At 69.7% G+C, this 25802-nt stretch carries 31 protein-coding genes; 19 read left to right on the top strand and 12 right to left on the bottom strand.

The features are described from left to right. Nucleotide 1: 1 nt before the first annotated feature. The 5 genes from KY497_RS02105 to KY497_RS02085 all read left to right on the top strand — a co-directional run bounded on the left by KY497_RS02105 (nt 2) and on the right by KY497_RS02085 (nt 3760). The gene (locus tag KY497_RS02105) at nt 2-736 is read left to right on the top strand and encodes a GTP pyrophosphokinase family protein (RefSeq protein ID WP_055869293.1); all 735 of its coding nucleotides are present in this window, start codon (nt 2-4) and stop codon (nt 734-736) included. 62 nt (nt 737-798) lie between these two features. Beyond that, entirely contained in the window at nt 799-1086 is a 288-nt protein-coding gene (locus KY497_RS02100; RefSeq protein ID WP_219869702.1) for a hypothetical protein, read from the top strand. Nucleotides 1087-1182: 96 nt separating this feature from the next. Then, nucleotides 1183-2799, top strand: a complete 1617-nt coding sequence (locus KY497_RS02095; protein WP_219870279.1) for a molybdopterin-dependent oxidoreductase — start codon at nt 1183-1185, stop codon at nt 2797-2799. 41 nt (nt 2800-2840) lie between these two features. Next, nucleotides 2841-3329 (top strand): molybdenum cofactor biosynthesis protein B, encoded by a 489-nt coding sequence (locus KY497_RS02090; RefSeq protein WP_055876411.1) that lies wholly within the window; start codon nt 2841-2843, stop codon nt 3327-3329. After that, nucleotides 3326-3760, top strand: coding sequence for a molybdenum cofactor biosynthesis protein MoaE (locus KY497_RS02085; RefSeq protein WP_017831259.1), 435 nt, complete (start codon nt 3326-3328; stop codon nt 3758-3760). The genes KY497_RS02090 and KY497_RS02085 overlap by 4 nt, the downstream gene beginning before the upstream one ends. Nucleotides 3761-3877: 117 nt before the next feature. Here KY497_RS02085 and KY497_RS02080 read toward each other — a convergent pair whose 3' ends face one another. The 6 genes from KY497_RS02080 to KY497_RS02055 form a co-directional block, all read right to left on the bottom strand. Next, complete coding sequence (locus KY497_RS02080) at nt 3878-4111, bottom strand: MoaD/ThiS family protein (protein WP_055869296.1); 234 nt, start codon at nt 4109-4111, stop codon at nt 3878-3880. Then, a complete protein-coding gene (moaC, locus tag KY497_RS02075; protein WP_219869701.1) occupies nt 4108-4602 on the bottom strand; it encodes a cyclic pyranopterin monophosphate synthase MoaC in 495 nt (164 codons plus the stop codon). Before moaC ends, KY497_RS02080 begins: the two co-directional genes overlap by 4 nt. Further along, nucleotides 4599-5834, bottom strand: coding sequence for a gephyrin-like molybdotransferase Glp (gene glp / locus KY497_RS02070; protein ID WP_219869700.1), 1236 nt, complete (start codon nt 5832-5834; stop codon nt 4599-4601). The genes moaC and glp overlap by 4 nt, the downstream gene beginning before the upstream one ends. Further along, nucleotides 5831-6616, bottom strand: a complete 786-nt coding sequence (locus KY497_RS02065) for a HesA/MoeB/ThiF family protein (RefSeq protein ID WP_055869299.1) — start codon at nt 6614-6616, stop codon at nt 5831-5833. The genes glp and KY497_RS02065 overlap by 4 nt, the downstream gene beginning before the upstream one ends. Nucleotides 6617-6620: 4 nt before the next feature. Beyond that, a complete protein-coding gene (locus KY497_RS02060; RefSeq protein ID WP_219869699.1) occupies nt 6621-7400 on the bottom strand; it encodes a triacylglycerol lipase in 780 nt (259 codons plus the stop codon). Nucleotides 7401-7485: 85 nt separating this feature from the next. Continuing rightward, nucleotides 7486-8874: a D-alanyl-D-alanine carboxypeptidase family protein gene (locus KY497_RS02055; RefSeq protein ID WP_258185810.1), complete on the bottom strand. Its 1389-nt coding sequence runs from the start codon at nt 8872-8874 to the stop codon at nt 7486-7488. Nucleotides 8875-9015: 141 nt separating this feature from the next. Between KY497_RS02055 and KY497_RS02050 the strand changes: the two genes are divergently transcribed. From KY497_RS02050 to KY497_RS02010, 9 genes are all read left to right on the top strand, one after another. After that, entirely contained in the window at nt 9016-9408 is a 393-nt protein-coding gene (locus KY497_RS02050) for a molybdopterin-binding protein (RefSeq protein WP_127481664.1), read from the top strand. A gap of 1 nt (nt 9409) precedes the next feature. Next, nucleotides 9410-10186, top strand: coding sequence for a molybdate ABC transporter substrate-binding protein (gene modA / locus KY497_RS02045; protein ID WP_141388208.1), 777 nt, complete (start codon nt 9410-9412; stop codon nt 10184-10186). Continuing rightward, nucleotides 10183-10971 carry a molybdate ABC transporter permease subunit gene (gene modB, locus KY497_RS02040; protein WP_055876433.1) on the top strand — a complete coding sequence of 263 codons (789 nt, stop codon included), beginning with the start codon at nt 10183-10185 and terminating at the stop codon, nt 10969-10971. The genes modA and modB overlap by 4 nt, the downstream gene beginning before the upstream one ends. Further along, complete coding sequence (locus KY497_RS02035; RefSeq protein ID WP_219869698.1) at nt 10968-12047, top strand: sulfate/molybdate ABC transporter ATP-binding protein; 1080 nt, start codon at nt 10968-10970, stop codon at nt 12045-12047. Before modB ends, KY497_RS02035 begins: the two co-directional genes overlap by 4 nt. Before the next feature lie 116 nt (nt 12048-12163). Then, the gene (gene moaA, locus KY497_RS02030) at nt 12164-13255 is read left to right on the top strand and encodes a GTP 3',8-cyclase MoaA (RefSeq protein ID WP_141388204.1); all 1092 of its coding nucleotides are present in this window, start codon (nt 12164-12166) and stop codon (nt 13253-13255) included. A 6-nt stretch (nt 13256-13261) separates the two neighbouring features. Then, nucleotides 13262-13930, top strand: a complete 669-nt coding sequence (locus KY497_RS02025; protein WP_141388202.1) for a uridine kinase — start codon at nt 13262-13264, stop codon at nt 13928-13930. A gap of 4 nt (nt 13931-13934) precedes the next feature. Continuing rightward, complete coding sequence (locus tag KY497_RS02020; protein WP_218682826.1) at nt 13935-14513, top strand: hypothetical protein; 579 nt, start codon at nt 13935-13937, stop codon at nt 14511-14513. Between the two features lie 71 nt (nt 14514-14584). After that, complete coding sequence (locus KY497_RS02015) at nt 14585-14854, top strand: ribbon-helix-helix domain-containing protein (RefSeq protein ID WP_055869308.1); 270 nt, start codon at nt 14585-14587, stop codon at nt 14852-14854. Then, nucleotides 14847-15101 carry a hypothetical protein gene (locus KY497_RS02010; RefSeq protein WP_055869309.1) on the top strand — a complete coding sequence of 85 codons (255 nt, stop codon included), beginning with the start codon at nt 14847-14849 and terminating at the stop codon, nt 15099-15101. The genes KY497_RS02015 and KY497_RS02010 overlap by 8 nt, the downstream gene beginning before the upstream one ends. 18 nt (nt 15102-15119) lie before the next feature. On the opposite strand, the gene KY497_RS02005 is transcribed toward KY497_RS02010, so the two are convergent. The 3 genes from KY497_RS02005 to soxR all read right to left on the bottom strand — a co-directional run bounded on the left by KY497_RS02005 (nt 15120) and on the right by soxR (nt 17805). Continuing rightward, entirely contained in the window at nt 15120-16334 is a 1215-nt protein-coding gene (locus KY497_RS02005) for an amidohydrolase (RefSeq protein WP_219869697.1), read from the bottom strand. Nucleotides 16335-16387: 53 nt separating this feature from the next. Beyond that, nucleotides 16388-17035, bottom strand: coding sequence for a TetR/AcrR family transcriptional regulator (locus tag KY497_RS02000; protein ID WP_219869696.1), 648 nt, complete (start codon nt 17033-17035; stop codon nt 16388-16390). Between the two features lie 320 nt (nt 17036-17355). Then, a complete protein-coding gene (soxR, locus tag KY497_RS01995) occupies nt 17356-17805 on the bottom strand; it encodes a redox-sensitive transcriptional activator SoxR (RefSeq protein WP_218682218.1) in 450 nt (149 codons plus the stop codon). A 117-nt stretch (nt 17806-17922) separates the two neighbouring features. Between soxR and fdxA the strand changes: the two genes are divergently transcribed. The 4 genes from fdxA to KY497_RS01975 are packed head-to-tail and all read left to right on the top strand — an operon-like array spanning nt 17923 to nt 20752. Next, nucleotides 17923-18249: a ferredoxin gene (gene fdxA / locus KY497_RS01990; RefSeq protein WP_055869319.1), complete on the top strand. Its 327-nt coding sequence runs from the start codon at nt 17923-17925 to the stop codon at nt 18247-18249. Next, a complete protein-coding gene (locus KY497_RS01985; protein WP_219869695.1) occupies nt 18246-19604 on the top strand; it encodes an FAD-dependent oxidoreductase in 1359 nt (452 codons plus the stop codon). Before fdxA ends, KY497_RS01985 begins: the two co-directional genes overlap by 4 nt. Continuing rightward, nucleotides 19601-20110, top strand: a complete 510-nt coding sequence (locus tag KY497_RS01980) for a flavin reductase family protein (protein ID WP_055869321.1) — start codon at nt 19601-19603, stop codon at nt 20108-20110. Before KY497_RS01985 ends, KY497_RS01980 begins: the two co-directional genes overlap by 4 nt. A 12-nt stretch (nt 20111-20122) precedes the next feature. Beyond that, complete coding sequence (locus tag KY497_RS01975; protein ID WP_141386495.1) at nt 20123-20752, top strand: superoxide dismutase; 630 nt, start codon at nt 20123-20125, stop codon at nt 20750-20752. Nucleotides 20753-20803: 51 nt separating this feature from the next. Here the strand turns inward: KY497_RS01975 and KY497_RS01970 are convergent, their stop codons facing one another. Beyond that, nucleotides 20804-21091, bottom strand: a complete 288-nt coding sequence (locus tag KY497_RS01970) for a metal-sensitive transcriptional regulator (RefSeq protein WP_141386496.1) — start codon at nt 21089-21091, stop codon at nt 20804-20806. Nucleotides 21092-21349: 258 nt separating this feature from the next. On the opposite strand from KY497_RS01970, the gene KY497_RS01965 reads away from it, so the two are divergent. After that, nucleotides 21350-22996 carry an FAD-dependent oxidoreductase gene (locus tag KY497_RS01965; protein ID WP_219869694.1) on the top strand — a complete coding sequence of 549 codons (1647 nt, stop codon included), beginning with the start codon at nt 21350-21352 and terminating at the stop codon, nt 22994-22996. Here KY497_RS01965 and KY497_RS01960 read toward each other — a convergent pair. Beyond that, nucleotides 22993-24000: a LacI family DNA-binding transcriptional regulator gene (locus tag KY497_RS01960; RefSeq protein WP_218682071.1), complete on the bottom strand. Its 1008-nt coding sequence runs from the start codon at nt 23998-24000 to the stop codon at nt 22993-22995. The two genes, KY497_RS01965 and KY497_RS01960, sit on opposite strands and share 4 nt — an antisense overlap. A gap of 86 nt (nt 24001-24086) precedes the next feature. Further along, entirely contained in the window at nt 24087-25757 is a 1671-nt protein-coding gene (locus tag KY497_RS01955) for a glycoside hydrolase family 13 protein (protein ID WP_219869693.1), read from the bottom strand. Nucleotides 25758-25802 lie beyond the last annotated feature (45 nt).

The following is a 25802-nucleotide window of genomic DNA, read 5'->3' as shown; positions in this document are numbered from 1 at the left end:
CATGACGACTGTTCACGTCACCGAGGACACGATCAACCAGGCCCGCGTGCTGCGAGACGAGCTGCAGCGGTTCCTGCGCGAGTACGAGTTCGGGATGCGCGAGGTCGAGACGAAGATCTCGATCCTGCGCGACGAGTTCACGCACGACCACGCGTACAACCCCATCGAGCACGTGAAGAGTCGGCTGAAGTCGCCCGACAGCATCGTCGAGAAGATCGCCCGCAAGGGCATCGACGAGCCCGACTTCGACCGCATCCGCGCAGAGATCACCGACATCGCCGGTGTGCGCGTGACCTGCAGCTTCGTCGCCGACGTCTACCGACTGTTCGACCTGCTCACCGCGCAGGACGACGTCACCGTGCGCACGGTCAAGGACTACATCGCCCACCCCAAGGCCAACGGCTACAAGAGCCTGCACGCGATCATCGAGGTGCCCGTGTTCCTGTCGACCGGTGCGCTCTCGGTGCCGGTGGAAGTGCAGTTCCGCACGATCGCGATGGACTTCTGGGCGAGCCTCGAGCACAAGATCTACTACAAGTTCTCGAACCAGGTGCCCTCGCACCTCGTCGACAGCCTCTCGGATGCCGCGGATGCCGCCGCCGAACTCGACAGCCGCATGGAGCGACTGCACCGCGAGGCGCACGGGGTGCCGCAGCGCCAGCTCGCCCCGGCTCCCCCTCCCGCGCCGCCGGCGATCCCGGACGCTCCCACCGATCCACGGGTGGTCGGGGTCTGACCGGGGCGCGCCCGCGCGAGAGCGTGTTGCGCGCGCAGCCGCGGTCCTGGGAGCATCGGCTGGTGGGGAGAACGCAGGAAGCCGAGGCCGTCGAGGCCGACACCGACGTCGACGAAGTCGCGAAGATCGACCAACTCGCGGGAGTCGACCGCGAACGGCAGCGGTGCGAGTGCGACCACGGCGACGACGACGGCTACCAGCCGTGCGGGCGCAAGGCGAAGTGGCGCGTCACGGTCGACTGCGTGTGCGGCGAGGGCCACCCGCGTCGGGTCGAGATCCTGTGCTCCCGTTGCACGCGCACGCTGCGGCAGTTCCAGGGACGCGAGGCCATCACCGTGCGGCGTCTCTGACCTGCGGGAGCGTCTTCCGTCGATCCTCACATCCGATCGCGCCTCGGCTCCGAACAACGGGGGATCACACCGGACCCGGTGGAACAGGAGACGATCATGGTGCAGCGCCGCAGTGGCAAGAGATTCCTCGTCTGGGCCGCCCTCGCGGGCGTGATCGGCGGTGGCGTCTTCCTCGCGACGGCCGAGCTGTTCGCGCTGCTCTTCGCGCGCGCGGCCAGTCCGATTCTCGCGGTCGGCGGGTTCGTGATCGACATCGTGCCGCAGCCCTTCAAGGAGTTCGCGATCGCCACCTTCGGCGAATACGACAAGATCGCGCTGCTGGCCGGCCTCGGTCTCGCGGTGTTCATCGCCTCGGCGATCGCCGGCATCCTGCAGCTGGTGCGTCCGCCGCTCGGCGTGATCGCGCTGGTGATCGCGGGCGTGCTCTCGACCGCGGCGATCGTGACCCGCGCCGCGGTGACCCCGCTCGCCTTCCTGCCGCCGGTGCTCGGAACCGTCGCGGGGTCGTTCGTCCTCGTTCTCCTGTGCCGGCGCCTGCGCGGGTGGAGGGCATCCGTGGTCGCAACGCCGGGGCAAGAGAACGAGGACACGGTGCCCGCTGAGACCGATGCCGACCTCGCCGCTGCGGAACCTGCGCGGCCGGGGATCGACAGGCGCCGCTTCTTCGTCCTCGCCGCTCTCGCCGGAGCATCCGCGCTGGTGGTGGGCATCACGGCTCGCACGGTGAGCATGGCCGTGTCATCGGTGGAGGCGATCAGGAGCGCGCTCAAGCTGCCCTCTCCCCGCACGACGGTCGCGGTGCCGGACGGTGCCGAGCTCGACATCCCCGGACTCAGCAAGCTGTTCACCCCGAACAAGGACTTCTACCGCGTCGACACGGCCCTCACGGTTCCCTCGATCGATCCGGACACCTGGCGTCTGGTGATCGACGGCATGGTCGACCAGCGTGTGGAGATGAGCTTCCAGGACATCCTCGACATGGGCCTCGACGAGTACGCCATCACGCTCACGTGCGTGTCGAACGAGGTCGGCGGCGAGCTCGTCGGGAACGCGAAGTGGCTCGGGGTGCCGTTGCGCGACGTGCTCAAGAAGGCGGGTGTGAAGTCCGGCGCCGACATGGTGCTCTCGCGCAGCGTTGACGGCTACACCGCGAGCACCCCGCTGTCGGCACTCACCGATGACGACCTCGATGCGATCCTCGCCGTCGGGATGAACGGTGAACCGCTCCCGCTCGAGCACGGTTTCCCTGTGCGGATGGTGGTTCCCGGACTCTACGGGTACGTGTCGGCGACCAAGTGGCTCACGGAGCTCAAGGTGACGACGTTCGCCCAGGATGAGGCGTACTGGACGCCGCGTGGCTACAGCGCCGAGGCGCCGATCAAGTTCGCCTCTCGCGTCGACACCCCCAAGATCGGCGAGGCGGTGGCGGCGGGGAAGATCCCGATCGCCGGAGTCGCCTGGGCGCAGTCGGTCGGCATCGAGCGCGTGGAGGTGAGCATCGACGACGGCGACTGGGTTCAGGCCACCCTGTCGGCGCCGATCAACGACGACACCTGGGTGCAGTGGTTCATGGAGTGGGATGCCACACCGGGCACGCACTATGTCGCGGTGCGCGCGGTGAACAAGAACGGCGACCTGCAGATCCAGGAGCGGGCACCCATCGCGCCGAACGGATCGTCGGGCTGGCAGCGTTCGCTCATCCGGGTCAACTGAGACCCGTGCGCGGTCACCCGCTCGGGCCTATGGTGGGAGCCATGGGCCCGTTCCCCGCACTCGTGATCACCGTCTCGGACCGCTCGTTCTCCGGAGAACGCGAGGATCGGGGAGGCCCGATCGCCGTGGGGCTGCTGCGTGAGGCAGGGTGGCACTGCCCCGACGCCGAGGTCATCGCCGACGGTGCGGGGTCGGTGGCGGACGCCCTGCGCCGAGCCGCCGCACGTGGCATCCGCCTGGTCGTGACCACCGGTGGGACGGGCATCGGCCCGCGTGATCTGACACCCGAGGGGACGCGGCGTGTGATCACCCGCGAGCTTCCCGGCATCGCCGAGGAGCTGCGTCGTCGCGGCCTCGCCGACACCCCGCTGTCCGTGCTGTCGCGAGGGCTCGCCGGCATCGTCGACCCGGCGGGCATGCTCGTGGTGAACCTGCCCGGCTCGACCCGCGCTGTCGCCTCCGGCGTACCCGTGGTGCTCGGCGTCGCCGCGCACATCCTGGATCAAGTGGAGGGCGGAGACCACTCATGAACGACGTGCGAATCGCAGCGGTATCGGAAGCGCGACTCGATCTGGATGCACACCTGGCGGCGGTCGAAGATCCCCGGCTGGGAGCGGTGACGACCTTCGTCGGTCGCGTGCGCGACAACGACCCGGACGCCGAGACGCCCGTGGTCGGATTGGAGTACAGCGCGCACCCCGATGCGGAGGCGGCGCTGCGAAGGATCGCCCAGGAGGCCGGTGCCGGAGCGGAGGCCCCCGCCGTGGTGGCCGTGAGCCATCGCATCGGACGCCTCGACGTCGGCGATGCGGCCGTCGTGATCGCGGTCGCCTCCGAGCACCGCGCCGAGGCGTTCGAGGTGTGCCGGGCCGTCATCGAGGCGATCAAGGCAGACCTGCCGGTGTGGAAGCGTCAGCTCGAGGTCGACGGGACGTCGTCGTGGAAGGGCATCGGCGGCTGAGCCCCTCGCACCATCGCCGTTCTCGACACGTCACCTGCATGAGGTTTTGCCGTATGCAGGAGGAAACGCCGGCCAGTGGTCATGCAGGTGGCCGGCGGTCATGCACGTGGTGCGTTGTCAGCCGCCCGCGAAGGGCGGGAGCACGTCGATGAGCTCCGCGTCGTCGAGAGCGATGTCGCCGTCGGTGCGCACCCCGTCGACGAGCACCGCGCAGCGCGGCAGGATGTCGGCGAGTGCCGGATGCTCAGCCACGACGGCGGTCCGCAGAGCCAGGAGGGAACGTTCGCCGCGCTCCTCCTCGCCCGTCCCCGCGGCCTCTGCGGCGGCGGCGAAGTAGCGCACCCGCGTCATCGGGCTTCTCCGGGGGCGGCTTCTCCGGGGCGCACCCAGTCGCCCGAGCGCCCACCCGACTTCGCCACGATGCGCACGTCTTCGATCACGACCGCGCGGTCGACGCCCTTGATCATGTCGACGACCGCCAGAGCGGTGACCGAGACGGCGGTGAGAGCCTCCATCTCCACCCCGGTGCGATCGGCGGTGCCCACCGTCGCCTCGATGTGAACGCCGTCGTCGACGATGTCGAGCTCGACGCTCGCACGGTGCACTCCGATCACGTGCGCGAGCGGCAGCAGCGAAGGCGTGGACTTGGCCGCCTGGATACCGGCGATGCGCGCCACGGCGAGCACGTCGCCCTTCGGTACGGTGCCGTCGCGGAGGGCGGCGATCACGTCGGTGCTGCAGCGCACGAAACCACGGGCGGTCGCGGTGCGGACAGTCGGCTGCTTCGCGGTCACATCGACCATGTGCGCGCGGCCGCCGGCGTCAAGGTGGGGAAAGCTCATCCGACCAGCATGACATCGATCACATCGCCCACGGCGACGGTCTCGACCTCGGCCGGCACGATCGCGAACGCGTGCGCACGTGCGAGTCCGCCGGCGAGATGGGATCCCGATCCGCCGGCGGTCGCAGGACGCACCGTGCGCGCGGCGAGGTCGACCACGGCCGGCAGGTACTGGCGACGTCCCGGGGGCGGCGTCCACGATGCGTCGGCGGTGAACGGCGCACGAGGGCGGTGGATCAGGGCACGCCCCTGCATCGCGAGCAGGGCGGGGCGCACGAACACCTCGAACGACACCGCCACGCTCACGGGGTTCCCCGGCAGGCCGAACACCAGGCACCCGTCATCGAGCACTCCGAAGGCCTGCGGCTTGCCGGGCTGCATGGCGACCGCGCTGAACTCGACCTGTCCGCCGCCGTCGAAGGCCCCGCGCACGGGCTCGTAGGCCCCCGCGCTCACCCCGCCGGTGAACACGATCACATCGGCGCCGAGGGCGAGGGCTTCGGCGGTCACCGCCCTGACGGCGTCCGCCTCGTCCGGAACGCGCGCGACCAGCACCACCTCGGCATCGGCCTCGGAGACCAGCTGTTCGAGCAGCGGGCCGTTGGAGTCGGGGATCCGTCCGCGGGTGGGGGATTCCCCCGGTGCGAGCAGTTCGCTCCCGGTCGACACCACCGCCACGCGCGGAGCTCGCGTCACCGAGACCTCGGCGACCCCGGCGGCGACCGCGGCGGCCAGCTGGAAAGGACCCAGGCGCTCGCCGGCGTGCACGACCTCGTCGCCTGCGTGCAGGTCGGTCCCGCGTCGGCGCACGAACACCCCGGGCTTCGCCGGAGCGCGCAACACCCTCACCTCGTCGAGCGAGTCGGCGAGGTCACCGGCCGTGTCCTCGAACGGCACGATCACGTCGGCGTCGGTGGGGGTGGGGGATCCGGTCATGATGCGGGCGGCTTCGCCCACGCCGAGCGGGGGGTCGAGGTCGATGCCCGCGGGGAGGTCGGCGACCACGCGCAGAGTGACCGGGTTCTCCTCGGAGGCGTCAGCGACATCGGCGCCGCGCACGGCGAAGCCGTCCATCGCGGAGTTGTCGAACAGGGGGATGTCGTGGGCGGCGGCTGCGGGAGCGGCGAGGGTGCGTCCTGCGGCATCAGCCACCGGACGCGTCTCGCTCTCGATCAGGCGGACGGCATCGAGCACACGGGCGAGCTGCTCCTCGACCGTGCGGCGGCCGGTCATGCGCGCACCGCCCTCGTCGCCGCGGATGCCGGACGGATCGGTATCTCGTGCTGGCGGGAGGTGAGCGCATCGATCATCGCGAGCCGACCGAGCAGCGGTTCGCCGGCACCGCTCAGGAGCTTGATCACCTCGCCCGCCAGCAGCCCGCCGACCTGCACACACAGGGCTCCGAGAACACCGACCTGAGCGCAGCTGGGCGGCTCGCCCTCGGTGCCCAGCGGGAAGAGGTCGGCGAGCACCACCGGCTCCCCCTCCGGCGGGTCCGACCAGAACACCGTGGCCTGCGCATGCCACTCCTGCACGGCACCCCACACGAGTGGGAGTCCGAGCGCTTCGGCCGCCGCGGCCACATCGCGGCGGGTCGCGAACGAATCGCTCGTGTCGACCACCACATCGGCGCCGGCGAGCAGGCGTTCGGCGTTGACAGCGTCGAGGCGTTCGGGCACCTGGGTCACCACGGTCTGCGGAGCGAGGGCGGTGATGGCGCGCGCGGCGGATGCGGTCTTCAACGCTCCGATGTCCTCCACCCGGTGCGCCAGCTGGCGCTGCAGGTTGGTGAGCTCCACGATGTCGTCGTCGATCACCGTGATGGTGCCGATTCCCGCGGCGGCCAGGGCGAGCAGCACGGGGGAGCCGAGCCCTCCCGCGCCGATGATCGTGACATGCGCGGCGTTGAGGCGGCGCTGACCTTCTTCGCCGATGCCGGAGAGCACCGCGTGCCGGGCCGTGCGGACGAGTTCTTCGGGGTCCAGCGCGGCGACGGGGGCGACGAGGGGCTGCATGGGTTCAGCGTATGCCCCCGGTTCTGGCCTGGAGCGCATCGTCGACGACCGCGAACACCTCGGGATCCCAGGTGAGCGCCCGCTCCCACGGCAGGCCGAAGGCGTCGGCGAAGAAGATGCTGTGCCCGGCGCCGATCGCGGTGACGGTGATCGTGTCGAGCACTCCGACCTGCGTCGCATTCCACTCCCGAAGGAACCGGCGCGAGACCTGGTCGGCAGCGCCCTGCGAGTTCTCGGCGGCGTAGCTGCGCGATCTCTCCAGGATCTGGGCGGTCCCCTCGTCGCCGGCGGCGTCGTTCGCGGAGATCTCGCCGGTGAGCACATCGCCGAGCAGCGAACCCTCCCACGGGGTGCCGAGGGTGAGGAGTCGATGCACCGACGGTCCGGCCCCCTGCAGATGGCGGATCGCCGCGCGGGAGAACAGCCCGCCCATCGAGTGCGCGACGAGGTCGACCTCGGTGAAGCCGTGTTCCTCGCCGAGCCACCGCAGGAATGCGGCCAAGCGGGCACCGCCCTCGTCGATCCCGCCGACCGCGTTGACGGTCATCTCCGCGGGCAGCACGACGGGCGCATCAGCGAAACCCTGCCACCCGGCGTCTTCCCGGACCTCGCCGTCTCCGATGCGGGCGGGTGCGGTGAAGACCGCAGCGCCACGCTCGAGAAGATGAGCGCGAAGGGCGGTGAGCGTGTTGCCGGCGGCGAGGCCCGACCCGCTGGCGCGGTCGGGATCCGTGAACGGTGTCACGGCAGCACCACCCGATACGAGAACGACAGCATCCGCCATGGTGTTCCTTCCGAAGACCTACGCGGTCAGGATAGGGCAGAACGCGGGTGCTCTGACGACGGTCGATCGGATCGCCCGTGTCGCCTCAGCGCGCGGCATCCGTCATCGAGCCGAGCTCGGACGGGTGGGTGAGTCGCCACCACTCGGACGGCGAGTCGATGCTGCCTTTGATCTGGACCCGGGCGGTGACGGTGTTCGGGCCCGCGGTCCAGGTGACGCTCCCCACGACCGAGCCGTCCCGATAGGTCGGCGGAGTCTCGATGTCCATCGTCACGGTGATCGGCGTGTCCGACCAGGTGAAGATCGATGGCGCCTCTCCGATGACCAGTCGCGCGGTGTCGCCCCACGGCGTCGAGATCGTGCCGATCTCCTGCCCCGAGGTCGCGACCGGCACCTGGTGGAAACCGGCGCGGACGCTGTCCAGAGTGGCGATCACGCTGGCGTTCACCGACTCGCGCGAGGGTCCTCCGAGCACGACACCGGTCACCGCGAGAGGGTCGGTGGCGCCCACGACGAGGGTCGCGGTGTACAGCAGGCTGTAGGTGCCCTCGCCGAGGCTGCCGGTCTTCAACCCCGTGATGCCGCTGGTTCCGAGAAGTCCGTTGGTGTTGTAGAGCGGGCCGGCGCCGGGGAGTGAGATCGATGGGGTCGCGACGATCTGAGCGATCACCGGATTCGCGGCGGCGAGCTTCCCGATCGCCAGGAGGTCGGCGGGCGTGCTCGTGTTGCGGGGGCTGATCCCCGTGGGCTCGGTGATCGTCGTGCCCGTCAGCCCATGGGCGGCGAGCCAGTCGCGCGTCGCGCCGAGGAACGCGCTTTGCGATCCGAAGATCCGGGATGACAGCGCCTCGGCGTAGTTGCTCGCCGAGGGGATCAGCATGGCGGCCAGGGCATCGCGCAGCGACATCGAGGTGCCGGTGGGCATGGGGGCGATGGTCGCCCCCATCACGTAGTACCTGTCGTAGAGGTCGTGATCGGATTTGTCGAACGTGATCGTCGGTCCGGGGTCTTCTGCGGAGGCGAGCGGGGAGGCCTCGAGGATGACCAACGCGGTGATGAGCTTCGTGATGCTCGCGATGGGGAGCGGCTCGCCGGTGCCGCTCGACGTCCAGATCCCACTCGCCGACTCGCCCAGGTAGGCGTCCGCGCCGGAGACGCTGATCGCCGATGCGCCGACCGGGGGCGTGGCGACCGCCGCCGCATCGACGGTCGGGGCCTGCGGTGTCTGTGTGGTCATAGTGGGCGCACCGACGGGAGCGGTGAGAGCCCACCCGACGTAACCGCCGGTCGCGGCCAGCAACAGGACGACGCAGACCGCCGTGATGATGAGACCCCGGCGCCTGCGCCTTCGGCGGACCACCGGATCGACGAGATCACGAGGGGACAGGAACTCCTGCTCGTGCGTCATCAGCTCGGCGAAGTCGGACAGGTCGTCCGCCGGTGGATTCGGTGCCGTCATGGTGATAGTCATCATGTCGGACATCCGACGCACGCGGTATCGGCCATTCGGGGGACACAGGGACCGCGGCGTGTGGGAGGGGAGTGATCGGCCACGCAGAGTCGCAGAGTCGGAGATTATCGATGGATATCTCCGTATCTGCGGTAGATTCACTTCATGCAGACCTACCGGATCGCCCGTGCCGCGCAGCTGCTCGGGGTGAGCGACGACACGGTCCGTCGATGGATCGAGCAGGGGCTGCTGCCGGTCACCGATGCGGTTCCGGCCGAGATCCCCGGGGATGCCGTCGCGGCGCGAGCCGTCGCCCTCGCGGAGGAGGCGAAGAAGGCCGGAGACGTGCTCTCCAGCGCCCGCAACCGCTTCGTCGGCATCGTCACCCGGGTGCAGGTCGACGGGTTGATGGCACAGATCGACATCCAATCCGGACCGCATAGGGTCGTCTCGCTGATCTCGTCCGAAGCGGTGCGCGAACTCCAGCTCGAGGTCGGTTCGCTCGCCACCGCATCCGTCAAGGCGACCCAGGTCGTCGTCGAGGTCCCGAAGGGCTGACATGAACCGCCCGTTCCGCCGTTCCGCCGTCGCCGTCCTCGCCGCCGTCGCGCTCGCCCTCGCGGGCTGTGCGACCGCCGACGGGAGCACGGCCACACCGACGACGGCGGAGGGCGGCCTGAGCGGAGACCTCACGGTCTACGCCGCCGCCTCCCTCAGGGGGGCCTTCGACGCGATCGGAGAGGCCTTCACCGCCGAGAACCCGGGCGTGCGGTTCAGCCCCGTGTACGACGGCTCGTCGACCCTGGTCACGCAGATCCTCGAAGGTGCGCCGGCCGACGTGTTCGCATCCGCCGACGAGGCCAACATGGACAAGGCGACCGATGCCGCGGTGGATCCTGCGTTGTTCGCCTCCAACACCCTCGTGATCGCCGTGCCGACCGGCAACCCGGGCGGGGTCGGGGCACTGGCCGATCTGGCCGACGTGACCACGGTGCTGTGCGCGCCGGAGGTGCCCTGCGGTGCGGCCTCCGCGAAGCTGCTCTCCACGGCGGGCGTGACGGTCGACGCCGCGAGTCTCGAGCAGAACGTGACGGCCGTGCTCACGAAGGTCGCCGCCTCCGAAGCCGACGCCGGACTCGTGTACGCCACCGACGTGATCGGTCGTGACGATGTCGAGGTGATCGTGCCCGACGGCGCCGACGAGGTCGTCAACCACTACCCGATCACCGCGCTCTCCGACGCGCCGAACGTCGAGGCGGCCGAGGCGTTCGTGGCCTTCGTGCTGTCGGCGGAGGGTCAGAGGATCCTGGCGGACTTCGGCTTCGGAGCCCCGTGAGCGCGGCACCTGCGCACGGATACGCTCCGCGCGCTCTCGCGGTTCCCGCCCTCGTCGGACTGGTCTTCCTGGTCCTGCCGCTCACCGCTCTCGTCGCGCGGGTGCAGTGGTCGACCTTCCTCGCGGATGTGACGTCGCAGGCTGCGCTCTCGGCACTCCTGCTCTCGCTCGGCACCGGCCTCGTGGCCACCGTCGTGTGCATCATCGTGGGCGTGCCACTCGCGCTGTACATCGCCCGCTCCGGCCCTCGACTGGCAGCGGTGCTGCGCGCCGTCGTCACGGTGCCACTGGTGCTGCCGCCGATGGTGGGCGGTGTCGCGCTGCTGTACCTGTTCGGGCGTGCAGGGTGGCTCGGCGGACTCGGTCTGTCCTTCAGCACCCCGGCGGTGGTGCTGGCGCAGACGTTCGTCGCGCTGCCGTTCCTGGTGCTGGCCGTGGAGGGTGCCGTACGCACCTCGGGTGTGGACTACGAACGCACGGCGGCGGCGCTCGGAGCCGGCCGATGGACGATCCTGCGCCGCATCACCCTGCCGCTCGCGGCTCCGGGCATCGTCGCCGGCGTCGTGCTGTGCTTCGCGCGGGCCATCGGCGAGTTCGGGGCGACGGCGCTGTTCGCCGGAAATCGGCCTGGGGTCACGCAGACCATGCCGCTGGCGATCTACACGGCGTTCAACGGAGCGGGAGTGTCGCAGGGCACGGCGGTCGCCCTCGCGCTGCTGCTGCTCGCCACCGCGATCGTCGTACTGCTGCTGGTGCGCGGGTGGCGACCGGGGGTGACACGATGACTCCGTCGGAGCACCACGCCGGCGCAGCGCCGGGGCTGCGGGCGCAGGTGATCGTCGAACGCGAGCACTTCGCCGTCGAGGTCGCGGTGCAGGTCGCGGTCGGCGAGACCGTCGCCATCATGGGGCCCAGCGGTGCAGGCAAATCGACCCTGCTGCAGGCGCTCGCAGGGCTCGAGCCGCTGACTGCAGGGGAGATCGAGGTCGACGGACGCGTGGTCGACCGCGTCGCCGCTCCGCGCGTGCGGACCGCACCCATGAACCGGGGCATCGTGCTGCTCGGCCAGGATGCGCGGCTGTTCCCCCACCTGTCGGTGCGCGAGAACGTCGCCTTCGGCCCTCGCGCGGCAGGAGAGGACGCCCGCACCGCGCGCGACTCGGCCGATGAGTGGCTTGCACGCGTCGGACTCCCCGGAGCGGGGGATCGCATGCCGCGCGAGCTCTCCGGCGGCGAAGGGCAGCGCGTCGCGGTCGCCAGAGCGCTCGCCGCATCTCCGCGCGCGGTGCTGCTCGACGAACCGCTGGTGGCGCTCGATCCGGCGACGGCGGGCGACATCCGACAGATGCTGCGCGATCAGCTCACCGGGATCACCACGCTCGCGGTCACGCACGACGCCGCGGACGCCGTCGCGCTGGCTGACCGTCTCGTGGTCATCGAGTCGGGGCGTGTCACGCAGACCGGACCCGTGCGCGACGTGCTGTCTGCGCCCGCCTCGGACTTCGTCGCCTCGATCGCGGGCGTCAATTGGCTGGTCGGCGTCGCGGCGGACGGCGGGTGGCGCAGCGGTCACCGGCGTCTCGCGAGCACGGATGCCGCCTCGCTCGCGCTCGCCGCGATCGTGGGCTCGCCGCTCGCCGCAGTGTTCCGTCCCGAGCATGTGCAGGTCGTCGGTGATGCGGAATCGGATGCCTGGGAGACCGAGGTCACACGACTCGAATCCACGCTCGCCGGGGTGCGGGTGCAGACCCGGGCGTGCGCGGTCGACGTCTCGCTCGCCGAAGCGGACGGGCTCGTGCCGGGGGATCAGGTCCGCCTGCGGATAGACCCCGAGCGCGTGCGCTTCGTATCCGTGGTCTGAGCAGCCCCGCGAAGGCCGTCGCAACGCTGACAATCTCCCGCTCGCCGTCGCCGAGGCGGCCCCGACCGGGTCTCGGCGGGTTAGTCTCGAACGATGACGGGGAGCGGGGGAGCGCCATGACGGCCGTACCGGTCGTGATCGGTGTGCGCCCGCCGCACGCCGCATCGGCGCCGCAGGCGGCCGGCCAGGAGGCCCTCGGTGGCGGTCTCGTCGACACGCATGGCCGTGTGCATCGTGATCTGCGCATCTCGCTCACCGACCGCTGCTCGCTGCGCTGCACCTATTGCATGCCCGAGCAGGGCAACGAATGGCTCGCCCGCACGAGCATCCTCTCCACCGACGAGATCGTCGAGGTCGCCGAGGTGGCCGCCGCTCTCGGCATCCGCACGTTCCGCCTCACCGGCGGCGAGCCGCTGCTGCGAGGCGACATCGTCGAGGTCGTGCGGCGCATCGCCCGCATCGAGGGGGAGGACGGCCCCGTCGAGGTCGCGATGACCACCAACGGCATCAGCCTCGCCCCGAAGCTCCCCGACCTGATCGATGCCGGACTCACGCGCCTCAACATCAGCATCGACACGGTCGACCGTCAGCGCTTCGCCGATCTCACCCGGCGCGACCGACTAGACGACGTGTTCGAGGGCATCGCTGCGGCCGCGGCCTCGTCCCTCCGCCCTCTCAAGCTGAACGCGGTCGCCATGCGCGGCGTCAACGACGACGAGCTGGTCGACCTCGTGGAGTTCGCGATGAGGATGGGCGCGCAGCTGCGCTTCATCGAGCAGATGCCGCTGGATGCCGGACACACCTGGGACCGAGCCTCGATGGTCACGCGCGAGGAGATCCTCGCATCCCTGGGCGAGCGTTGGCGTCTCGACCCGGTCGAGGGTCGTGGGGGAGCGCCGGCCGAGAAGTGGCGCATCGACGGCGGACCGCACGAGGTGGGTGTGATCGCCTCGGTCACCGCCCCGTTCTGCGGCGCCTGCGACCGTCTGCGCCTGACCGCCGACGGTCAGCTGCGCAACTGTCTGTTCTCGAACGTCGAGTACGACCTGGTCGACGTGCTTCGCGGGGCCGACGCCGTACCGGGCGCGCGTGCCGGGGGGATCGCCGCGATGCTGCGTTCCTGCGTGCACGGCAAGCTCCCGGGACACGCGATCAACGACCCCTCGTTCCTGCAGCCGGCGCGCGGCATGAACGCGATCGGCGGCTGAGCCGGCGTGCGCATCGCCGACTCGCGCGCGGCCGTGCTGACGCAGCTGTGGGCTGAGATCGAGAGCCTTCGTCCTGAGAATCGCATCCTGGTGGCCCTGGACGGCTTCGACGGGGCAGGCAAATCGCACCTCTCCCGCGAACTCGCGGATCACGCGCGGCGACGTTCGAGCAGACCTGTCGTCCGTGTGAGCATCGACGGATTCCACCGCCCGAAGGCGGAGCGCGTCGCCGCGGGTGCAGGTCCAGAAGGGTTCTACTCCGGTTCGTACAGATACGATGCCTTCCACGCGTGCGTGGTCGACGGCCTGCGTGTGCATGGTTCGATCACACCGGGCGTCTGGGACGTCGATCGCGACGAAGCTGTCAACCCCGCTCCGATAGCCGTTCCTCCGGCGGGGGTCGTGCTCGTCGACGGGATCTTCCTCCAGCGTCCCGAGCTTGCGAAGGTGTGGGACGCGACGGTCTGGGTCCACGCGCCCTTCGAGGTCAGCGTCCCCCGAGGCAACGCTCGATTCCCGGGGAACCATGACCCGGACCCGGAGGCGCCGTCGAACCGGAGATACGTCGGCGGTCAGCGGTTGTACCTCTCAGCGGCCCGGCCGCAGGAGCGGGCGACGTGGGTCTGGGACAACACGATCCTCGAGCAGCCGACGTATCGACGGAACGGGGGGTGAACGGATGTGGGAGCCGATCGGGCAGGGGCGTGACGGGTACCGCCTGACGATCCGGGCGACGCGAGTCTCCATGCGCCAGCTCGTGGCGATCATCGTCGGCTGCGTGGCTGTGGGAGGGTCCGCTGCCACGGCGGCGTTGATCGCGATCTCCCTCGAGACCGATTCCATCCTCGGCAGGTCCGGTGTCGTCGCGGTCGCCGGTGGCGTGGCTGTCGTCATCGTGCTCGCCCTGTTGTGGATCTTCGCCTGGCGAAGGAAGCGCTACGTCATCGAGTGGGATGACGGGGGGATCCGGATCATGGGTGCCGGGGTGGAGCGAGCGCTCCCCTGGGCCTCCATCGCTCGTGTGCTGATCCGCCTCGACACGGACTACGCCCGCGTCGAGGTGAGGGGCACGGGCGGCGAGTCCGTGACGCTCTTGGCCGGATTCGGCTCCCAAGACGTGAAGAAGGCCCACGCGATCGACCCGATTCCGGGAGAGGTCGCCGACCTGCTGCACCGCCATCTTCCTGTTGAACAGCCGAGCAGGAGAGACGCCCTCGGCCTGCACGTCTTCCTGCGGAAACTGCACGCCGCCGCGTGAGCGCGGCAGTCGGCAACGAGGGGCTTTATTTTCGTATACACAATTCCGTGATTTTCGTATACAGTAAGTGCATGAGTGAGCACCTGGTGAACGGAAAGCCCGTCACTGACGAGCAGATTCAGGCGTGGGCGGACGAGGCCGAGGCCGGCTACGACTTGTCGAAACTCCCGAAACCGCGTCGAGGTCGACCGACGGTGGGCGATGGCCCCGGCGCGGTGATCCCTGTGCGGCTCGATGCGACCACGATCGCAGCGCTGACAGCGCGCGCTGATGCCGAGGGTATCGCCACGCGTTCTGAGGCGATTCGCGCCGCAGTGCGCGAGTGGGCGCACGTTGCCTGACCTGCACCGATCAGCCCGCAAACACTACCGGCGCGACCAGCTCGACGACTCTTCCGTGCTTTATGCCGTCGAGCATGTCCTGCACTCGCGCCCGCTCGACGACGAAGACGACCCGCGCCGCTGGCTTATGATCGCCGCCGACCCTTCAGGCCGCCTCCTCGAGCTCGTCGTGCTGATCTACGACGACAGTTACGAGCTGATCATCCACGCGATGAAGGCCCGAGCTCAGTACCTCGACGAGCTGTAGATCGATTCTCTTCCACCTCTAGGCGAGGAACTCCCGGGCCGCGGCCGAGAGGGCGGTCACGCCGACCTCGATCGTCGGGTGGATCTTTGGCGCGAAGAACGGCGAGTGGTTGGTGGGGATGTCCTCCCCGAGGCGACCGGCGGCGACCGCCTCGGCGAACCGCGTGGGGTCGATGCCGCCCCAGAACCAGAACACGAGAGGCACTCCGGCGTCGCGGGCGAACCATGAGACGTCCTCGCTGCCGGTGAACATGCCGGGGTCGATGACGGCCGCCTCGCCCAGCGTGCGCTGCAGCGCTGCGGTGACGCGTGCGGTGGCGTGCTCGTCGTTGATCGTGGCCGGCAGCGTGTGATCGGTGCGGATCTCGGGCTCGCGCTCGGCGCCCGAGGCCGTGGCCTCGGCCCGCACGATGCGCTCCACGCTCGCGAGCACCTTCTCGCGCGTCTCCTCGTTCGGGTAGCGCAGGCTCAGTTCGAGCTTCGCCTCGGCGGGGATGATGTTGTTCTTGAGGCCGGCGTGGATCGAGCCGACCGTCACGACCGCGACGCCCTGCGGATCGATCTCGCGGGAGGCGATGGTCTGCAGACGCATCACGGTGGCTGCCGCCATCACGACGGGGTCGATCGTGGCGTGCGGGCGCGAGCCGTGTCCGCCACGTCCGTGCAGGGTGACGGTGAGCCCGTCGGAGGCCGCCATCTGCGTGCCGCTGCGCACGCCGATCACGCCGGCGGGAAGCGGCGTCACGTGCTGGCCGAGCACCACGTCGGGCTTCGGGTAGCGGTCGAGGATGCCGTCGTCTAGCATCGCGCGCGCCCCGGCGCCGTACTCCTCGGCGGGCTGGATCAGCACGACGAGGGTTCCCGACCAGCCGGAGCGCTCGGAGACGAGCTTCTCGACCGCGCCGATCATGGCGGTGACGTGCATGTCGTGACCGCAGGCGTGCATGACGGGAACGGTCGTGCCCGCCGGGTCGATGCCCTTGGCGGTGCTCGCGTACGACAGGCCGGTCTGCTCCGCGACCGGGAGCGCGTCCATGTCGGCCCGAACCCACACGACCGGACCCTCGCCGTTTCGCAGCACGCCGACGACGCCGGTGACTCCAACGCCCTCTTCGACCTCGAGGCCCAGGTCGCGCAGATGCTGGGCGGCGATGCCGGCGGTGCGCGTCTCCTGGAACGAGAGCTCGGGGTGCTGGTGCAGGTCGATGTAGAGCGCTTCGAGATCGATCGTCATGGCCCGAGCCTAGCCCTGCGAGTGGCTCGTGCCGAGGGTGCGCGATCGACGGATCAGGCGGGGTACACGTAGGTCGGCAGTTGCGGCCCCGGGCGCAGCACGGCGTTCACGATCGCCTGGATCGCGAACTCGCTCGTCTCCCCGAGCTCGACGGTCCCGGGGTGCAGGAGCCACTGCAGCTGCAGGCCGTCCATCACCGCGAGGATCGCGGCGGAGGCTGCGGCGATGGTGTCCGGATCGCGCACGCCCTCCTGGGCGCACAGCTCGTGGAATGCGGCGGTGACTTCTCGACGCAGGGTCGTGTACCGCTCCTCGAAGTAGTCCCTGGCGGGGTGGTCGTCGGTCACGGACTCGGCGGAGAGCACCGTGTACGCCTGCACGATGCCGGGCCGTTTCTCGTTCGCGAATGCCGTGCGCACCAGGTGCAGGAACAGCTCGGGTCCGCCGGGGATGTGCTTCTCGGCGAGCTCCGCGACGTCGGCCTGATCGCGGTAGGCGAGCACCTCGAGCAACAGCTTCTGCTTCGAGCCGAAGTGGTGGAGGACGCCCGCATGCGTGATGCCGACCTGCTCAGCCACATCGGCCAGGGTGCCGTTGGTCGACCCCTTGTTGCCGAAGATCTCCACGGCCGCCTTGAGGATCTGCTCGCGCTTCGCGAGGGTCGCCGGGCGCACGCGCACGGTCTGGTCGCTGTCTGACACCGCGGCCTCCTCTCCATCGTCGGATTGTGCTTGCGATCAAACTTACTACTCGGTAACCTCACGGAAGCTTACTTTCTCGACAGTAAGCAAATCACGACAGTCGGCGGACTCCCCGTCCTCCGACGACGCCGCACAAAGACCCGTGCCCCTAGGAGAAGCAATGAAGCTCAGAAAGTCTCTGATCGCCGTGACCGCGATCACCGCCCTCGGCGTATCGGCCCTCGCCGGTTGCTCGACAGGCGGTGGATCCGACGAGGGTGTCGGCTCCGCATCCCTCACCATCGCCAAGCCAGACGGCGCGATCACCACCGAGTCGGGGGTCAGTCCTGCAGGCGCTGGGGGCCGGCGCCCTGCGTGCCCAGGGCGTCGTCGGGGTTGAGCAGGCCGCACGCCTTCATCGACAGGCAGCCGCAGCCGATGCATCCGGTGAGTTCGCGTTCGAGTCGTTCGATGCCCTCACGGCGCTTCTCGAGTTCGCGCTTCCAGCGCCTCGAGGCCCGCTGCCAGTCGGCGTGGCTCGGAGTCTCGGTCAGGGGCACGTCGGCGAAAGCCGTCTGCACGTCGGACAGCGGGATGCCCAGGCGCTTGGCGACCGTGATGAGCGAGACGCGGCGCAGCATGTGCCGGGCGTAGCGGCGCTGGTTCCCGGGAGTGCGGGTCGAGGCGATGAGACCGAGCGACTCGTAGAAGTGCAGAGCGGAAGCGGCGACTCCGGTGCGCCTGGTCATCTCACCGATCGTCAGCGGCGCGTCGGGTGCGTGCGGACTCATCCCGGTGCCTTCCTCGATTTGACCTCAAGTATACTTGAGGTTTTACGGTTGTCAGGTGGCCCTGATACGGGCCGAACGACCGAACGAGGACAGCGTGACCCGAACGAAGACTCCGCGATGACCTATGTGATCGCTCTGCCGTGCGTCGATGTGAAGGACAAGGCCTGCATCGACGAGTGTCCCGTCGACTGCATCTACGAGGGCGAGCGGTCGCTCTACATCCACCCGGATGAGTGCGTGGACTGCGGTGCCTGCGAGCCTGTCTGCCCCGTCGAGGCCATCTACTACGAAGACGATCTGCCCGACGAGTGGCAGGACTACTACAAGGCCAACGTCGAGTTCTTCGACGAGATCGGATCTCCCGGAGGCGCCGCGAAGACGGGGATGCTCGCCTTCGACCACCCGGTCATCGCCGCGCTCGCGCCCCAGGGAGAACACGCATGACCGTCGTCGAACCCCGCATCGCCATCGTCGGGGCGGGCACTGCGGGCATCTACGCCGCCGACATCCTGCTCGGCCGCGTGCCGAACGCGTCGATCGACCTGTTCGAGAAGTTGCCGGCGCCCTACGGCCTGGTCCGCTACGGTGTCGCCCCCGACCATCCGCGCATCCGCAAGATCACCGATGCGCTGCACGAGGTGCTCGTGAACCCGCGCATCCGGCTGCGGTGCAACGTCGAGATCGGCGTCGACGTCGGGATCGACGAGCTGCGTGCGGCGTACGACGGGGTGATCGTGGCGACGGGGGCAGACCTCGACGTCGCCCTCGACATCCCCGGCATCGATCTGCCCGGATCCTTCGGCGCGGCCGATTTCGTCGCCTGGTACGACGGGCACCCTGATGTGCCGCGCACCTGGCCTCTCACGGCGGAGACGGTGGCCGTGCTCGGTGCGGGCAACGTGGCGCTCGACGTGACGAGGATCCTCGCCACGCACGCCTCGGCGCTGAGCCGCACCGACACTCCGGATGCCGTGCTCGATCAGCTCGCGGCCAGCCCGCTGCGCGACGTGCACCTGTTCGCCCGTCGGGGCCCCGCCGACGTGCGGTTCTCGGCCATGGAGCTGCGAGAGCTCGCCGAGCAGGACGACGTCGACGTGATCGTCGACCCGGAGGAGCTTGCTCTCGACGAGCACGCCGAGCGGATGGTCGCCCAGTTCTCGCAGCGCCGCATCATCGTGCGCACCATGACCGAGTGGGCGGCCCTCGATCCGGCGAGCCGCACCGCCTCGCGCCGCATCCACCTGCACCTGTGGCAGCGCCCGGTGCGACTGCTCGGCTCCGACGCCGTGACGGGCATCGAGATGGAGCGCACCGCCTCCGACGAGCTGGGCCGGATGGTCGGTACCGGGCACCTGCTGCGCTACGAGGTCGGGGCGGTCTATCGTGCCGTGGGCTACCGCTCGACCCCTGTTCCCGGGATGCCGTTCGACGCCGACCTCGGCGTCGTTCCTCACGTCGAGGGACGCGTCGTGGACGCGGAGGGCGCACCGATCCCGCGGCTGTACGCGACCGGCTGGATCAAGCGCGGCCCGGTCGGGCTGATCGGCTCGACCAAATCGGACGCCGCACAGACCATCGGACATCTCGTGGACGACCTCGACGCCCTGGAGCGCGAAGCCCGCGACGACGACCCGATCGCGCATCTCACCCACGCCGTCGACTTCGACGGGTGGCTGCGCATCGATGCGGCCGAGCGCAGCGCCGGCGCCGACCGCGGTCGCGAGCGGACCAAGCTCGTCGAGCGTGAGGAGATGCTGATGCATGCCAAGCAGGAACAGATGATGGAGGCCGGCCGATGACCGCGACACCCGTACCCACCCCGATCGGCGAGGCGCTCAAGGCCGCGTTCCGCACGCACCCCGCCGGCGTCGCGATCATCACTGCGAGCACACCCGAGGGCCCGGTCGGTCTCACGGCGTCGAGTGTCGCCTCTGTGGCGGTCGACCCTGCCGCGATCGTGTTCTCCGTGACCCGTGCCACCGGTTCCGCCGGGGCGATCCTGGGGGCTGCGACCTTCGTGGTGCACCTGATCGACGACGAGCATGCCGACCTCGCGCAGAGCTTCGCCGTGAGTGGCTCCGAGCGATTCACGCCCGAGCAGGGGTGGGCCGCACTGCCGACCGGAGAGCCTCATCTCCCCGAGGCCAGGGCGGCACTGCGCTGTCGGACGATCCAGACCGTGGCGGTCGGCTCGTCGACCGTCGTCATCGCCGAGGTCATCGACGTGCTGGCAGGGCCGACCGGCCGCCCGCTCGTCTACCTCGACCGCCGCTTCCACGCCCTTCCGAACGACACCCACCACTGAAAGGAAGACGTCATGTCCACTCTCTACACGCTCCCTGAGCTGCCCTACGACTACTCGGCCCTCGAGCCGCACATCTCGGGCAAGATCATGGAGCTGCACCACTCCAAGCACCACCAGGCCTACGTGACAGGTGCGAACACCGCGCTCGAGCAGCTCGCGACCGCTCGCAGCGCCGGCGACCTCGCGAACGTCAACAAGCTCGAGAAGGACCTCGCGTTCAACCTCGGCGGCCACATCAACCACTCGGTGTTCTGGGAGAACCTCTCGCCCGAGGGCGGCGGCGCCCCCGAGGGCGAGCTGGAGGCCGCACTGGTCGACGCGTTCGGGTCGATCGAGGCGTTCCGCGCGCACTTCACCGCGACCGCGCTCGGCGTGCAGGGATCGGGCTGGGCCGTGCTGGCGTGGGACAGCGTCGGAGCGCGCCCCGTGATCTTCCAGCTGTTCGACCAGCAGGGCAATGCCCCACTCGGCGTCACCCCGCTGCTGCAGCTGGACGTCTGGGAGCACGCGTACTACCTCGACTACCTCAACGTGCGCGCCGACTACGTCAAGGCGTTCTGGGAGCTGGTGAACTGGCCCGACGTGCAGCGTCGCTTCGAGGCAGCCCGCACGGCGACGAAGGGTCTCATCGTCGCGAGCTGACCGTGATGTGCGGCCGGCCGTGAGTATCTGCGCGACTGGCCGTGCTCGCGGTCACGCGAGGGAGAGGAAGAGCCTCTCCAGTTCGGCCATCGACACCCCACCGGTGTCGGTGGCCGTCTCCGCCTCCGCCTCCGGGTCGGTCAGGCACTCCTTCATGGCGGAGGCGATGATCTGGAAGCCCGCCTTGTCGAGCGCCGAGGTGACGGCGGCGAGCTGTGTGACCACCGCGCGGCAGTCGCCTCCGCTTTCGACGGCGGCGATGACGGCCCCGAGCTGTCCCTGCGCGCGCTTGAGTCGATTGACGATCTTGCGCTGAGTCTCGGCGTCTGCGGATGACATGTTCGCTCCCTGAGTGTCGGCTGGACTTCTCACTATACCCCCTGGGGTATAGTGAGCCCCAGATACCCGTGGGGGTATCGGTGAGGAGTCGAGAACAATGTGCCGAACAGTCCGTTGCACGACCTGTGGCAAGACGACCTGGGCGGGGTGCGGTGAGCACGTCGACGCTGTGCGGCGAACGGTTCCCGCATCGCAGTGGTGTTCCGGGCACCCGAAGGAGCAGACGCAGCGCGGCTTCTTCTCGCGGATGTTCCAGCGATGACGTCCGCCGAACCGCTCACGGTCGTCATCGTCGGCGGTGTCGCCGGGGGGATGTCGGCGGCTGCGCGCCTGCGCCGGCTCGACGAGCACGCGCAGATCGTGGTCTTCGAACGCGGACCCGAGGTCTCCTACGCGAACTGCGGGCTGCCCTATTACGTGGGAGGCGCGATCGCAGAACGCGAGTCGCTGCTCCTGCAGACGCCCGCGTCGCTGCGCAGCCGCTTCCGACTCGACGTCCGCGTGCGTCACGATGTGGTGCGCGTGGACACCGCCCAGAAGGTGGTCGAGGTCATGGACGTCGAGACCGGGCGCCGCTTCACGCAGCGCTACGACACGCTGATCCTCGCCACCGGTGCGCGCCCGCGGCGGGATGAGCCCCTCTCCGACGTCCCCGTCCGCAGTCTGCGGACGGTCGAAGACGCGGACGTGATCGATGCGTCGCTCTCACGCCCCGGAGTGCCGGTGGTGGTCGTCGGCGGTGGCTACACGGGCCTGGAAGCGGTCGAGAACCTCGTCGCACGGGGAGCGTCGGTCACCCTCGTGCAGCGGGGTCCCCACCTGCTCTCTCCTCTCGATGCGGAGATGGCCGCCCCGATCGCCGCCGAGATCCGTGCGCGCGGTGTCGACGTGCGCCTCGGGGTCGAGGTCGCCACGGCGGGGAGCGGCGCCGTCACGCTCAGCGACGGGTCGTCGGTCGCCGCACAACTGGTCATCGATGCCTCCGGCGTCGTGCCGGAGACGGCGCTGGCGGAGGGCGCCGGCATCCGCCTCGGTGAGACCGGCGGCATCGCGGTCGATTCGATGTGCCGCACGAGCGCGCCCGACGTGTTCGCTGTGGGAGACGGCGTCGAGAAGCTCGAGCTCGTGGGCGGTGACACGGCTCTCATCACCATGGCCGGCCTCGCGAACCGGCACGGCCGCATGGTGGCCGATCTCATCGCGGGGCGGACCGAGACGGTGCGACCCGCACTCGGCACCGGGATCGTCCGCGTGTTCGGGATCGCCGCGGCGAAGGTGGGGTGGAGTGAACGGCAGCTCCGGGCGGCGGGGCGCGAGTTCTACGTCGTGCACGTGCACCCCGGATCCCATGCGGGGTACTACCCCGGTGCCGAGACGCTGTCGATGAAGCTGCTCGCCGACCCTGGATCCGACGCCATCCTCGGGGCGCAGATCGTCGGGCGGGACGGTGTGGACAAGCGGATCGACGTGGTGGCGACGGCCATGCAGGCCGGCATGCCCGCGGCCGAGCTCGCGCATCTCGAGCTCGCCTACGCGCCGCAGTTCGGCTCGGCGAAGGATGCGGTGAACATCCTCGGCTACGTCGCGGAGAACACCCGCACCGGCACCACTCCGACGATCCAGTGGCATGAGCTCGAGGCCGCGCAGACGGCGGGAGCCACCTTGATCGACGTGCGCTCGCCCGCGGAGTTCGCGGCCGGGGCGATTCCCGGTGCCCTCAACGTGCCGGTCGATGAGCTCAGGGATCGGCGGGACGAACTGCCGGACGGGCCCGTCGTGGTCCACTGCCAGGTCGGACTGCGCGGGCACATCGCCACCCGGATCCTCCGGCAGCACGGTGTCGACGCGCGCAACCTCGACGGCGGCTATCGCACCTGGCGCGACGCCACCCTGCTTCGCGGCTAGAGCAGGCGCGCGGTCGTCCCGCGCACGTTCAGCTCGTAGGGCAGCGCCGAGGGGATGTGCACGGCATCCGGGGTGGCGAGCTTCGCAAGCACCGCATCCGCTGCCCGCTCTCCCTGTCCGAGCGGGAACTGATCGACCGTGGTCAGGCGGAAGAACTCGCCGAGCTCGTGCCCGTCGATGCCGACGATCGACAGCTCCTCCGGCACGCTGAAGCCGAGGTCGCGAGCCGCGAGCAGGGCGCCGATGGCCATCTCATCCGACGCCGCGAACACCGCGGTCGGGCGGGGTCCCGGGCGTCCGAGCAGCTGCTTGGCCGCCCGGTATCCGCCCTCGACCGTGAAGTCGGCTGGTTCGAGGAAGGCATGGTTCAGGGGGAGGGCGGCCTTCGCCAGAGCCTTCTCGAAGCCCAGGCGGCGGTTGGTCGGGATGTGGAAGTCGATGTCGAACTCGGGGTTCGCCCCGATGTGCGCGATGTCGGTGTGGCCGAGGCTGATCAGGTGCTCGGTCGCCAGCTGCGCGACCGCGACGTCGTCGACCGTGAGGGTGTCGAGCTTCGGGTTCGGACCGCCGATCGCGATCACGGGAAGCCCGAGGTCGAGCAGGTGCTGCGTCTCGTCCTCGTCGAGCTCGATCGACACCGCGATCACGGCATCCACGCGCTGTCGACGCAGGAACGTGTCGAACACGTGGCGGCGCACGTCCTTGTCGGCGGTGATGTTGTACAGCGTGATGTCGTAGCCCGCGCGCATGAGAGCGGCGGAGACGCCGGAGAGCACCGTGCTGAAGAACCACCGGTCGAGGAAGGGGACGATCACGCCGACGTTGCGGGTGCGACCGGAGGCCAGGCTCGAAGCGCGCGACGAGACGACGTAGCCGAGCGACTGCGCCGCGGCCTGCACCCTCTCCTTCGCGGACTCGGACACATGGCCGCGTCCGCTCAGTGCGCGCGAAACGGTCGCGGTGGAGACTCCGGCGAGCCGGGCGACCTCATCGATGCTGGCCATGTGTTCCTTCTCGAAAAGTGCTCCGGTCGCGATTCCTGTCGTCTCACGGGGGAGTGAGCGGCAGGAATCGCGACCGGAAGGGCCTGTCAGGCCTGGATTGCGGTGGTGTACCAGACGGCGGTGTCGACCGGGATCGATGCGCCTTCGAACGGCTGGCTCTGCAGGATCATGAGGGCATCGGCCGGCAGGTCGATCGGCGCGGTGCCGAGGTTCGCGACCACGTGCACGTCACCGCGGCGGAAGGCCACCGCGTCGGGACCGGCGTCTTCCCAGACCAGGGAGCCGCTGCCGAAGCCGTGCTCACGACGAGCGGCCAGCAGACGCTTGTACAGCGCGAGCGTCGACGAGGGGTCGACCTCCTCGACGTCGCGGGCGTAGGCCGACCAGTCGGCGGGCTGCGGGAGCCACGAGAGACCGGTGTCGTTGAAGCCGAACGCCGGAGCCTCCGCCTCCCAGGGCAGCGGCACGCGGCATCCGTCGCGTCCGTAGCGCTCGCCGTTCGTGCGGAACCAGGTCGGGTCCTGACGGTACTCGTCCGGGATCTCCATGGCTTCGGGCAGCCCGAGCTCCTCGCCCTGGTACAGGTACGAGGAACCGGGCAGCGCCAGCATGAGCGTGGTCGCGGCGCGGGCGCGTGCCAGGCCGATCGCGGTGTCCGGCTTGTTCGGGGTGTTCGGGCCGATGCCCTCGCCCTGGGGGTTCTCGGCGGTCAGCGCGAGGCGCGAGGCGTGGCGCACGACGTCGTGGTTCGACAGCACCCAGGTGCTGGGGGCGCCCACCGCGCCGAAGTCGTCGAGGGACTCGCGGATGACATCGCCCAGCGCCTTCGCATCCCACGGCGTCATTAGATACGGGAAGTTGAAGGTCTGGTGCATCTCGTCCGGACGCACCCAGAGAGCGGTCTGCTTGAGCGTCGGCATCCAGGCCTCGCCGCACAGCGCGCGGTCGCCGTCGTATTCGGCGAGCACCTTGTGCCAGTCGCGGTAGATGTCGTGCACGCCGTCCTGACCCCAGTACGGCACGTTCGACTCGCCGCCGCCCATGGAGTCGGCATCGCTCGGGGGCGTGTAGTCGGGCAGGCCGTCGGCCTTGATCATGCCGTGCGCCACGTCGACGCGGAAGCCGTCGACACCGCGGTCGAGCCAGAAGCGCAGGATGGAGCGGAACTCCTCGCGCACCTCTTCATTGGTCCAGTCGAAGTCGGGCTGGGTGGCGTCGAAGATGTGCAGGTACCACTGGCCGGGGGTGCCGTCGGCCTCGACGACGCGCTCCCACATGCCGCCGCCGAACACCGACTCCCAGTTGTTCGGCGGAAGCTCGCCGTTCTCGCCCTTGCCGTCGCGGAAGATGTAGCGCGCGCGCTCGGGGCTTCCCGGCGCGGCCTTCAGTGCCTGCTGGAACCAGACGTGCTGGTCGGAGGAGTGGTTCGGCACCAGGTCGACCACCACGCGGATGTTGCGTGCGTGGGCCGCTTCGAGCATGTCGTCGAAGTCGGCGAGCGTGCCGAACAGCGGGTCGACGTCGCGGTAGTCGGCCACGTCGTAGCCGGCGTCACGCTGCGGGCTGGTCATGAACGGGCTCAGCCAGATCGCGTCGACGCCGAGCTCCTGCAGGGCGTCGAGCCGGCTGGTGATACCCGGCAGGTCGCCGATGCCATCACCCGAGGCATCCGCGAAGGAACGGGGGTAGATCTGGTAGATGACGGCGCTGCGCCACCACTCGGAACCGGGGGCTGCGATCTGCTCAAGCTGTGCCATGGGAACAGGCTAGTGCAAACGCTTACATTCATGCCAGAGCAGGGA

Origin of the sequence: Microbacterium sp. PAMC22086 (assembly GCF_019443525.1) — a bacterium.
Lineage (GTDB): Bacteria > Actinomycetota > Actinomycetes > Actinomycetales > Microbacteriaceae > Microbacterium > Microbacterium maritypicum.
The sequence above is the reverse complement of the archived record's forward strand: the minus strand, read 5'-3'. Positions and strand labels throughout refer to the sequence as shown.

Bases quoted from the DNA above. Each gene is read 5' to 3' on its own strand.
- KY497_RS02105 (WP_055869293.1), top strand. From the start codon at position 2: ATGACGACTGTTCACGTCACCGAGGACACGATCAACCAGGCCCGCGTG.
- KY497_RS02095 (WP_219870279.1), top strand. From the start codon at position 1,183: ATGGTGCAGCGCCGCAGTGGCAAGAGATTCCTCGTCTGGGCCGCCCTC.
- KY497_RS02090 (WP_055876411.1), top strand. From the start codon at position 2,841: ATGGGCCCGTTCCCCGCACTCGTGATCACCGTCTCGGACCGCTCGTTC.
- KY497_RS02085 (WP_017831259.1), top strand. From the start codon at position 3,326: ATGAACGACGTGCGAATCGCAGCGGTATCGGAAGCGCGACTCGATCTG.
- KY497_RS02080 (WP_055869296.1), bottom strand. From the start codon at position 4,111: ATGACGCGGGTGCGCTACTTCGCCGCCGCCGCAGAGGCCGCGGGGACG.
- moaC (WP_219869701.1), bottom strand. From the start codon at position 4,602: ATGAGCTTTCCCCACCTTGACGCCGGCGGCCGCGCGCACATGGTCGAT.
- glp (WP_219869700.1), bottom strand. From the start codon at position 5,834: ATGACCGGCCGCCGCACGGTCGAGGAGCAGCTCGCCCGTGTGCTCGAT.
- KY497_RS02065 (WP_055869299.1), bottom strand. From the start codon at position 6,616: ATGCAGCCCCTCGTCGCCCCCGTCGCCGCGCTGGACCCCGAAGAACTC.
- KY497_RS02060 (WP_219869699.1), bottom strand. From the start codon at position 7,400: ATGGCGGATGCTGTCGTTCTCGTATCGGGTGGTGCTGCCGTGACACCG.
- KY497_RS02055 (WP_258185810.1), bottom strand. From the start codon at position 8,874: ATGATGACTATCACCATGACGGCACCGAATCCACCGGCGGACGACCTG.
- KY497_RS02050 (WP_127481664.1), top strand. From the start codon at position 9,016: ATGCAGACCTACCGGATCGCCCGTGCCGCGCAGCTGCTCGGGGTGAGC.
- modA (WP_141388208.1), top strand. From the start codon at position 9,410: ATGAACCGCCCGTTCCGCCGTTCCGCCGTCGCCGTCCTCGCCGCCGTC.
- KY497_RS02035 (WP_219869698.1), top strand. From the start codon at position 10,968: ATGACTCCGTCGGAGCACCACGCCGGCGCAGCGCCGGGGCTGCGGGCG.
- moaA (WP_141388204.1), top strand. From the start codon at position 12,164: ATGACGGCCGTACCGGTCGTGATCGGTGTGCGCCCGCCGCACGCCGCA.
- KY497_RS02020 (WP_218682826.1), top strand. From the start codon at position 13,935: ATGTGGGAGCCGATCGGGCAGGGGCGTGACGGGTACCGCCTGACGATC.
- KY497_RS02015 (WP_055869308.1), top strand. From the start codon at position 14,585: ATGAGTGAGCACCTGGTGAACGGAAAGCCCGTCACTGACGAGCAGATT.
- KY497_RS02005 (WP_219869697.1), bottom strand. From the start codon at position 16,334: ATGACGATCGATCTCGAAGCGCTCTACATCGACCTGCACCAGCACCCC.
- soxR (WP_218682218.1), bottom strand. From the start codon at position 17,805: ATGAGTCCGCACGCACCCGACGCGCCGCTGACGATCGGTGAGATGACC.
- fdxA (WP_055869319.1), top strand. From the start codon at position 17,923: ATGACCTATGTGATCGCTCTGCCGTGCGTCGATGTGAAGGACAAGGCC.
- KY497_RS01985 (WP_219869695.1), top strand. From the start codon at position 18,246: ATGACCGTCGTCGAACCCCGCATCGCCATCGTCGGGGCGGGCACTGCG.
- KY497_RS01980 (WP_055869321.1), top strand. From the start codon at position 19,601: ATGACCGCGACACCCGTACCCACCCCGATCGGCGAGGCGCTCAAGGCC.
- KY497_RS01975 (WP_141386495.1), top strand. From the start codon at position 20,123: ATGTCCACTCTCTACACGCTCCCTGAGCTGCCCTACGACTACTCGGCC.
- KY497_RS01970 (WP_141386496.1), bottom strand. From the start codon at position 21,091: ATGTCATCCGCAGACGCCGAGACTCAGCGCAAGATCGTCAATCGACTC.
- KY497_RS01965 (WP_219869694.1), top strand. From the start codon at position 21,350: ATGACGTCCGCCGAACCGCTCACGGTCGTCATCGTCGGCGGTGTCGCC.
- KY497_RS01960 (WP_218682071.1), bottom strand. From the start codon at position 24,000: ATGGCCAGCATCGATGAGGTCGCCCGGCTCGCCGGAGTCTCCACCGCG.
- KY497_RS01955 (WP_219869693.1), bottom strand. From the start codon at position 25,757: ATGGCACAGCTTGAGCAGATCGCAGCCCCCGGTTCCGAGTGGTGGCGC.